Origin of the sequence: Kribbella turkmenica (genome assembly GCF_004348725.1) — a bacterium.
In the GTDB taxonomy this organism is placed as follows: Bacteria; Actinomycetota; Actinomycetes; order Propionibacteriales; family Kribbellaceae; genus Kribbella; species Kribbella turkmenica.
Genome location: NZ_SMKR01000043.1, coordinates 38,445 through 45,054, shown reverse-complemented (window position 1 = coordinate 45,054; position 6,610 = coordinate 38,445). Strand labels below are relative to the sequence as shown.

At 67.8% G+C, this 6,610-nt stretch carries 8 protein-coding genes; 4 read left to right on the top strand and 4 right to left on the bottom strand.

The features are described from left to right. Positions 1 to 798, top strand: a 798-nt coding sequence (locus tag E1218_RS12485; protein WP_165949244.1) for a M56 family metallopeptidase, incomplete at its 5' end; no start/stop codon positions are given. Between the two features lie 346 nt (positions 799 to 1,144). Here the strand turns inward: E1218_RS12485 and E1218_RS12480 are convergent. The 3 genes from E1218_RS12480 to E1218_RS12470 form a co-directional block, all read right to left on the bottom strand. Then, the gene (locus tag E1218_RS12480) at positions 1,145 to 1,528 is read right to left on the bottom strand and encodes a DUF6766 family protein (RefSeq protein WP_132319491.1); all 384 of its coding nucleotides are present in this window, start codon (positions 1,526 to 1,528) and stop codon (positions 1,145 to 1,147) included. Between the two features lie 198 nt (positions 1,529 to 1,726). After that, positions 1,727 to 2,416 (bottom strand): GAF and ANTAR domain-containing protein, encoded by a 690-nt coding sequence (locus E1218_RS12475; protein WP_132319489.1) that lies wholly within the window; start codon positions 2,414 to 2,416, stop codon positions 1,727 to 1,729. 352 nt (positions 2,417 to 2,768) lie between these two features. Further along, entirely contained in the window at positions 2,769 to 3,419 is a 651-nt protein-coding gene (locus tag E1218_RS12470; protein ID WP_132319487.1) for a lysoplasmalogenase family protein, read from the bottom strand. 71 nt (positions 3,420 to 3,490) lie between these two features. On the opposite strand from E1218_RS12470, the gene E1218_RS12465 reads away from it, so the two are divergent. Then, the gene (locus E1218_RS12465) at positions 3,491 to 3,994 is read left to right on the top strand and encodes an ANTAR domain-containing protein (protein ID WP_132319485.1); all 504 of its coding nucleotides are present in this window, start codon (positions 3,491 to 3,493) and stop codon (positions 3,992 to 3,994) included. A 254-nt stretch (positions 3,995 to 4,248) separates the two neighbouring features. Here the strand turns inward: E1218_RS12465 and E1218_RS12460 are convergent, their stop codons facing one another. Continuing rightward, on the bottom strand, positions 4,249 to 4,887 hold the full coding sequence (locus tag E1218_RS12460; RefSeq protein ID WP_202865957.1) for an MSMEG_6728 family protein: 639 nt from the start codon (positions 4,885 to 4,887) through the stop codon (positions 4,249 to 4,251). Between the two features lie 250 nt (positions 4,888 to 5,137). Here E1218_RS12460 and E1218_RS12455 point away from each other — a divergent pair, with 250 nt between their 5' ends. Then, on the top strand, positions 5,138 to 5,686 hold the full coding sequence (locus tag E1218_RS12455; RefSeq protein ID WP_132319483.1) for a hypothetical protein: 549 nt from the start codon (positions 5,138 to 5,140) through the stop codon (positions 5,684 to 5,686). 259 nt (positions 5,687 to 5,945) lie between these two features. Next, positions 5,946 to 6,554 (top strand): ATP-binding protein, encoded by a 609-nt coding sequence (locus E1218_RS12450; RefSeq protein WP_233712189.1) that lies wholly within the window; start codon positions 5,946 to 5,948, stop codon positions 6,552 to 6,554. Positions 6,555 to 6,610: the final 56 nt, after the last annotated feature.

Here is a 6,610-nt window from a genome sequence, read left to right as displayed (position 1 = left end):
GTGTTCATCCTTGGGGTGCTGGCGTTCACGTGGATCGGCCAGTTCCCGCTGGTCGCCTCCGAGGGTGCGTGGTCGCCGACCGTCCTGCGCAGCGACAGTCCTGTTCCTCCCGGACCAGCCATCGTCAGCGGCGCCTTGGTGGCACTGGCTGTTCTCTCGCTCCTGCTGGCCTCGGCCCGGCGGGCGCGGGCCTTGCTGATCGTGCGCCGTAGCTGTCGGGATCTGACGGCGGTCGGTGGTCTGGTGGTGCTGGACGACGACCGCCCGGAGGCGTTCATCACACCCCGGCCCGCAGGTCGCATCATCGTCACCACCGGCCTCTTACGCAGGCTCAACCCGCAAGGACTGCGGGTGCTGCTGGCTCACGAGACTTCACATCTGACCCACCACCACACATGGTGGACCCTGACCGCCGATCTGGCCGCAGCCGTCAATCCGCTGCTGCGCCCGGCCGCGCGGGCAGTAGCGACAGCGGTCGAACGGTGGGCCGACGAGGACGCGGCCCGTAGCGTCGGCGACCGGCGTCTGGTCGCGGCGACCCTGGTGCGTGTAGCGCAGTTGCAGAGCCGGTACGCCGGATCCACGGTCGCGGCGACAGCCGGACCAGCTGCAACCGGTGGCGACATCGTCGCCCGCGTCCGCGCGCTGCTGGCACCTCCGCCACGGCGACGGCCCTTGGTCGTCACAGCGCTGATCGTTGGACTGCTGGCCGGTCTCTTGCCAGCAGCCGCTGTGCAGCACACCGGCGAGGGTCTGTTCGAGCACGCGGCGCAGCCGCAGGTCGTTCGCCACGCCTGAGGGTCGACGTCTGGCGCCCTCACGCGCGGTCGCGGCGGCGGTGACAGCTCCGACGCAACACGCCGATTCACTGCGACGACAGGTTCGGCGGCGGGCAAGATCGCCACCCCGGCGTCGCCGTAGGTCAGGGTTGCGGCGGTGGCGATGCCCGCGACCTGGCAGCGGGCCGCCGGCGTCGCCGCGCTCGCCGCCGAGTTCCTGGGCGGAAGCCACGTGGGGCAATCACCGAGTGCCGGGCAGAGGACCGTTGTCGTTGCAGTGGGCATCGTTCATGCCTCGCAGGCGTAGGCGAACGGCACCGCGAATCCGGCCAGTTGCACGTTGCCGCGAACCGCCGGTCTCTGAGTCAGACGCGTTGGTTGTCCTCGAGTTGCTGGTTGATCCTGTCGACCTTGGCTTCGAGTCGTTCCAAGTCCTCGGCGTCGACCCGGAAGATCAGGTGTTTCGCGCCGAGGAGAAGGATCGCCTGGAAGACCAGTTGCAGCCATTCGCTCTGCCAGTTCTCGAACGTGCTGGCCAGGAAGGTGGGGAAGAAGTCGGCCCAGGCGAAGGCTTGGTTGTGTTCCTCCTGCTCGCCGCGGAACTCGCTCAGTTGGCTGAAGAACTGTCCCAGCCATGAGCCGAGGAACAAGACGAGAAGGACATAGACCGCACCCCAGCGTCGGACGTGGGTTTCGGGCTTGTGATTCGTTCGGGGATCCGGGGCGAGCCCCTGCTCTTGTTCGCTCATGTTGACTCCGGTACCCCGAGTAGCGGTTCTCAGTCTCTGCGTCGAACCACACCGCCTCCGGCCCGCGCGGAGAAGCCCATCAACCTGTTCCGCACCAGCGGCCCGCGGCTTCGACCGAAACGAACGGGCTGCCAGCCGTAGCCCTCGGCGAACGGCGCGACGGTGTTGTCCAGCGGCAGACGGCCAGGTGGTCTCAAGTCACTCGGCTCTGCGCGTGGCGTCTTCGACGATGCCGGCAGCAACCTCGCGCAGCTTGACGTTGCCGCTCTGAGAAGTCCGCACGAGGAATGCGAACGCGCGGTCGGGGTCGAGGCGGTAGCGCTCCATCAGAACGCCGATGGCCTGCCCGATCAGGGTGCGGGTCATCAAGGCTTCGCTGAGGTTCGCGTGCTCGCGGCTCCATCCCAGTGCGGCCGCTACGAGGTTGGCGAACATCGCACCGAGCTGGCGCGACTCGGTGGTCAGGTCATGGGTGCGGGTGGAGTAGAGGTTGACCCCGCCGCGAGCGTGTGGCTCGGCATGGAACTGGAATCCCAGCTGGGACCCGATCCCGAACACCTTCGCTGCGCGTGGCCCGTAGCTCGGCCAGCGCAGATCGCTGGCGATGTCGTCGACCTCGACGACCGGGGTGTTGAACACAACATCGAGGCACGGGCCTTCGCCGAGCTCGTACTGCAGTTCGTCAGCTCGCGCCGCCCTCTCATCGGTGGGGGCCATGGTCCGGACCCGGCCGTCCTTGCCCGTGATCGAGATACTCACGAAGTCCACGCCGGGGACCGCCTCGGCGGCTCCGGCGGTGATCACGGTCAAGGTTTGGTCGAGCTTCATCGGGAAGCGCATCGACGCTGAGACCTCGTTCATCACCTCGAGCAGGTACGGCAGCTCCATGGCGCCCCTTCATCGGGCCAGCTGGAGACCGACCAAGGCGCTCCTGTACCCATTGCCGGACCAGCAACACTCCGAGGCCTTGGTCCTGACCGACGCGGTGCCGGACCGACCATCAGTGGCCCGCAGGCTGAACTCACCACTGACAGTCACTCCCCGCGCGCCCGACCTTCGGGCGGTGCGAGCAATTCACAGACCCGGTCATGAACAGCTGGGACGTCTGCTCAAGCACTGCCTGCATCTCGAGGTCGCGTTGCCACGCAGTCCGTCGATCCGGGCGTAGCCGTGGCTTGGGTGCGGATCTTCCTCGGGGTGGAACCGTAGAACGGCAGCACCTCGAAGCAAGTTGCGAAGATCAGGCTTCGAGCGGACAACCGCCAGAACGCCTGAGGATCGCCGTCGGCCCGGTGAGACCGAGCGCGATCTGGTACTGCCCGGTGCCGTATGCGGTCTTGAGCAGGAAGGCGCGGAGTGGGAAGTCGTGGCCGGCCAGGCGGGCCGCGATGAGAGTATCCGAGGCGAGAAAGAGCGCGCCGCCGAGACCCGCCCGGCCGCCGTACCACAGCGAGGTCACCGCGGTCGCCAGCAGCATGATCGCGTACGCCGTGACGGGAGCGCGGTAGCTGCCCAGACCGGGCCACAGTGCGACCATGGTCGCCAGCCCCAGTACGCCGTACGCCGCGGGGATCACGAGTGAGCGGCGGCTGGTCCCTTGGGTGAACTCCGCGATGTAGCACGCGTGCGCCGCGGCGAACATCGCCATTGCAGGGAGGATCAGGTCGACCTCCATGAGGAGGTCTCCGACGGCCGATGCGAGGAGTGCGGCGACGAGGAGTGGCGGTCCCTGCTGAGCCCGGACCCACGACGCCAGTGCGGGCATCAAGGCCGCCTTGGAAGCCATCCGGAGAACCCGTAAGTCGAAAGCGACGGCGATCAGATGGATGGTTGCGCTCGCCCAGTATCCGGTCAGCCGCCGGCGAGTAGTGCTGAGTGAGGTGAGGCTCATGACGCGTCCTCGGATTGGTCACTGTCCACGTGCCTCTGGCTCAAGCACGGTGTCGCAACTCTGCGGTACCCGTGAACGTGCCCCGGCAATCGTCGTTCGCAGCGGCTTCAGAACGATTGCGGCCGAAGGTTCTGGGTATCTCGGAGGCGCTGGCGGTATCGGTTGGGCAACGAGCCGAGATTGCTACCGGCGCGATGTCGAGGAAGTTAGCCATGATCCAGCCGAGTTCGGGCAAGGCCAACGGCTCGCAGGCGAACTCATCGTCCCTGGTGCGACGTCCCACGGCGGTCAATCCGCCGAACGGCGTCCGCTCGGCGTCGTTCGAGCAAGCCAAGGGCGTGCTGATGGAGTCGTTCGGAGTGAGCGCGCAGCAGGCTGACGCGCTCTTCCACGCCTGGGCTCGCCAGTGTGAACGGTCGCCGGAGCTGGTGGCCGAGGTGTTCTTCCGCCAGGTCTGGCGCGGCGAGGAGACCTGTTCCGACCGAGCCGTCGCCCGAGCCCTGGAACACGCCCTGCGTCACCTTCCGGAGGTCGTTGCCCGCACCCCGGCAGACGAAGTCGCTCGGGCGCGGTAGGTCGAGTCGCCGTCAGCCCGAGGTCGATCTGTCGAATCCACTCAGCTCGTGGAGTGCCTCGGCCGATCGGCCTGATCCGGGTCGGCGGCGAATTGCATCGGCGACGGCTGGACGCAGGATTCGAGGGGATTCGGAGGTGGACAATCGGCGGATTGTTGGCCGGTTGCTCGATCTGTCGGGGTCACGCGGTTGCGCGGCCAGGGCGTCGTCACGGGGTGAGCTTGTGAGACGGTCTGCGGGCGGTCGCCCGGGGGTCAGCCTTCGTCGGGATTGTCCGGCTGCGGCAGGGCGTTTCGTCGGCGGGTCGCCCACGCCTTCTTCGCGGCGCGGCTGCGTTTGCGCCGCAGCCGCTCGGCCTCCAGGACCCGCCGTTCGAGGGCTCGCTGCCGCCGACGCTCAGCGCTCTCGGCCCTGCGCTGCTCCGCCGCGACGACCGCCGGTGACCGGATCGGCCAGACGTACGGCAGGTCGTCCGGGACGTCGGGAAACAGCGGGCGGTAGTACTCGGGGTCCTTGCGGACGAGGGCGGACCGGTGGCTGCGGTGCAACGCCTCGTCACCCAGCCAAGGTGGCAGCGCCCCGGCACCGGCGAGCTCGCTCTGGGTCCGGATGGTGCTGACTCCGGCCACCCGCAGATCGGTGGCAATGGTCAGCGCGCAGGTGTCGCCGAAGCCGATTTCGGTCCACACCTCGCAGCAAACGAACCCGTACCGGCCGAGAGCCTCCTCATATCCCTTCCACATCAGCACGGCCGGGTGGTTGGCCCACCCGTATCCCGGCCGGGTGAGCGCACGCACCACCTGAATGGTCTCGACCCGCTGCTTACCCAGCCGCTTGACGTCCAGGGCACGCGCGGAGCGCTCGAAGTCGGCGTACGGCAGAAAGGTTTGCACCCCTCCAGCCTGCGTCAACAGCCCAACTACGTCGCGGGCCGCCGTCTCGGCCAACCGCGCAGCCCGACTGGTAGGCCGACGCGGCAGTCGAGGTCGTCGGGATGCCGTTCAGCCAGACTGGCGACAGATCTCCTGCCGAAACAAGGATCGGATGCCGGCCACCGCGCGCTGCACTCCGTGGTGGGTTTCGCGGTTACGGGCGCCGTCGCGGGGTACCGCTGGCGAACTATTCCGACCGAAGGAGACTCCGATGGCTCGCAACACGCTGGCTCGCTCGATGCACGACGTGGGACTCGCCGCCTGGTTCGGCGGAACCCTGGCGAACGCGGTCGCCCTGAACGCCGCAGCAGCACAGGCCGACGATCCTGCCAGGAAGGGCGCCGTGGCCAATGTGGGGTGGGACCGGTGGACACCGGTCAACGCTGCTGCCATCGGCTCCCACTTGATCGGGTCGGTCGGCCAGCTTGCCGGAAATGCCCCGCGGGTGGCGGGCCAACGGGGCGTCGGCTCGATGGTGATGGTGAAGACGGCGCTGACAGTGATGGCACTCGGAGCGACCGCCTACAGCCGTGCACTGGGGAAGAAGGTCTCGGCGCAGACGGACGTACCGGCGGAATCCGGCACCGAACCTGCATCCACCACGCCGGACGACGTCGCATCGGCCCAACGCCGACTGGCGATGCTGCAGTGGGCAGTTCCCGCTCTCACTGGTGCTCTGGTCGTCGTCAGCGCCTTTGCCGGCGAGCAGCAACGTGCAAGCGAAGTTCACAAGGGATTCATGAGCCGCATCATCGGCTGATCCGCGCCTCCGCAACCGCCGCACGAACAGACCGAGGTCATCAGCCCGGAACGCATGGGACTGCTGACCGCTCCGCAACCACCTTCGAGCCAACCGACAGATCCACCTCTGCGCGCATCAACCAGCTAGAAGGCCAGACGCTTGTCGGAGGTCCCGTTCTCAGGATTTTCCCAGCGAGTTCTTAGCGGGCTTTGTGGGCCGGTCGGGAACGTCGTCCGTCCAAGTGGGTGTTGAAACCACTGAGGACGAGAGGACGGTCGTGACTGTGGCAGGTTTGGGGATCGCCGACGTGCCGGGGACCCGCCTGGTGCAGGACAGAGACGAGTTGGTGTACCCGAAGGACTCGGTGGTGGTACTGGCCGGGATCCCGGGGGCTGGGAAGACGACGCTGCTTCGCCGGCTGTTCCCGGTGGGCGGAGACCACCAGGGCGTGCAGGTGTTCGACTCCGAGCGTCTGAGGGCCTGCTGGATACCAGTCCTCGGTGCCGTGCCGTATGCGTGGTGGCGTCCACTGCTGCACCTGACGTACTACGTGAAGGCCCTGAGCGCGATGCGGACGGGCCCGGTCCTGTTGCATGACTGCGCCACCCGTCCCTGGGTACGGCGACTGATCGGCTGGCGGGCCCGCCGGTCGGGCCTGGCCGTTCACCTGATCCTCCTCGACGTACCGGGTGACGTTGCCCGGTCCGGGCAGCGCGCCCGCGGCCGCGTCGTACGCACCGGCAGTATGGCCACTCACTGCCGTCGCTGGCCGCGGCTCATCGCGATGGCCGCCGACGACCCAGGTCACCTGATCCCCGACGCGATCTCCGCCACGATCCTGACCCGCGGCCAGGCCGACCGGCTGACGAATATCGCGTTCGACTAGCCAGCGGTTGCCCGTACGGCGAACTGGGCAAATACTCCGGAGTGTCAGCCGGTGGC